General features: G+C 62.3%; 1 protein-coding gene and 1 pseudogene. Both read left to right on the top strand.

Annotated elements, in window-relative coordinates; genetic code table 11:
• Positions 1-218, top strand: a pseudogene (locus DYI24_RS27425) (methyltransferase); the annotation flags it as partial.
• A gap of 87 nt (positions 219-305) precedes the next feature.
• The coding region (locus DYI24_RS27420; RefSeq protein WP_164574547.1) for an alcohol dehydrogenase catalytic domain-containing protein at positions 306-677 on the top strand (372 nt) is incomplete at its 3' end.

Raw genomic sequence — 677 nt, 5'->3', positions numbered from 1 at the left:
GAAAACTGCTGATCGCCGAGCCGATCGCCGGGATTCCCGGCACCGCCGCGATCTCCGACGCCTATTTCGCCTTCTACCTTTACGCCATGGGCTCCGGGAAAGCCCGGAGCTTCCCTCGACTGCAGGCCATGTTGGAGAATGCGGGCTTCTCCCAGGTCACTTTGCACCCGGTTCCGATGCCGCTGGTTGCCTCCGTAATTACCGCATCCAAACGGTAGTTGTGTTAATCTGGCTTGACACTGTGATCCGTCAGTTTAGCATGACACTCGGCGGCAGAGCTCTGCCGTTCGAATTTGGAGTAAGCGATGGACACCATCGCGGTCGTACTCAAGCAGCCACAACAGGTCGAACTCAGTCGCTTGAGCCTTACGGCGCCGACTGACGACGACATCGTTGTCGATGTGGCTTGGAGTGGCGTCAGCACCGGTACGGAGCGGCTGTTGTGGTCGGGCCGGATGCCGCAATTCCCCGGAATGGGTTACCCGCTGGTCCCCGGCTACGAGTCGGTTGGCGAGGTCGTTGAGGCTGGTTCGGCCACCGACCTGAAGCCGGGTCAGATGGTGTTCGTGCCCGGTGCGAAGTGCTTCGGCGAAGTGCGCGGCCTGTTCGGCGCCTCGGCGTCGCGGCTGGTGGTGCCCGCCAAGCGCGTGGTGCCTTTGGATTCGAAGCTCGGCGCG

Origin of the sequence: Rhodopseudomonas sp. BR0C11 (assembly GCF_010820945.1) — a bacterium.
GTDB classification, from domain to species: domain Bacteria; phylum Pseudomonadota; class Alphaproteobacteria; order Rhizobiales; family Xanthobacteraceae; genus Rhodopseudomonas; species Rhodopseudomonas palustris_H.
Note: the sequence above shows the minus strand (reverse complement) of the source record. Positions and strands in the feature narration are given on the sequence as shown.